This window comes from Nocardioides cremeus (genome assembly GCF_030518195.1).
Classification (GTDB): Bacteria; Actinomycetota; Actinomycetes; order Propionibacteriales; family Nocardioidaceae; genus Nocardioides; species Nocardioides cremeus.
Map to the genome: position 1 here is coordinate 1 of NZ_JAULSC010000409.1, position 227 is coordinate 227.

Annotated in this window: 1 protein-coding gene; it reads left to right on the forward strand. The window is 77.1% G+C overall.

Annotation, left to right across the window (positions count from 1 at the left end):
* On the forward strand, positions 1 to 227 hold a 227-nt coding region (locus QWJ41_RS21535; RefSeq protein ID WP_302710544.1), incomplete at both ends, for a sigma factor.

The following is a 227-nucleotide window of genomic DNA, read 5'->3' on the forward strand; positions in this document are numbered from 1 at the left end:
CCGAGGACGTCACCCAGGAGACCTTCCTCAAGGCCTGGCGGCACGCCGAGCGCTACGACCCCGCGCTCGCGTCGCTGCGGGTGTGGCTCTTCGGGATCGCGCGCAACGTCGTGATCGACCCCGCGCGCGCCGCCCGGGTGCGGCCCTGGCAGTCGGCCCTCGCGGGCGACGAGGCGGTGCAGGCCGCGGTCCACGACGCCGGCGGCACCGAGGGCGACCCCTCCGAG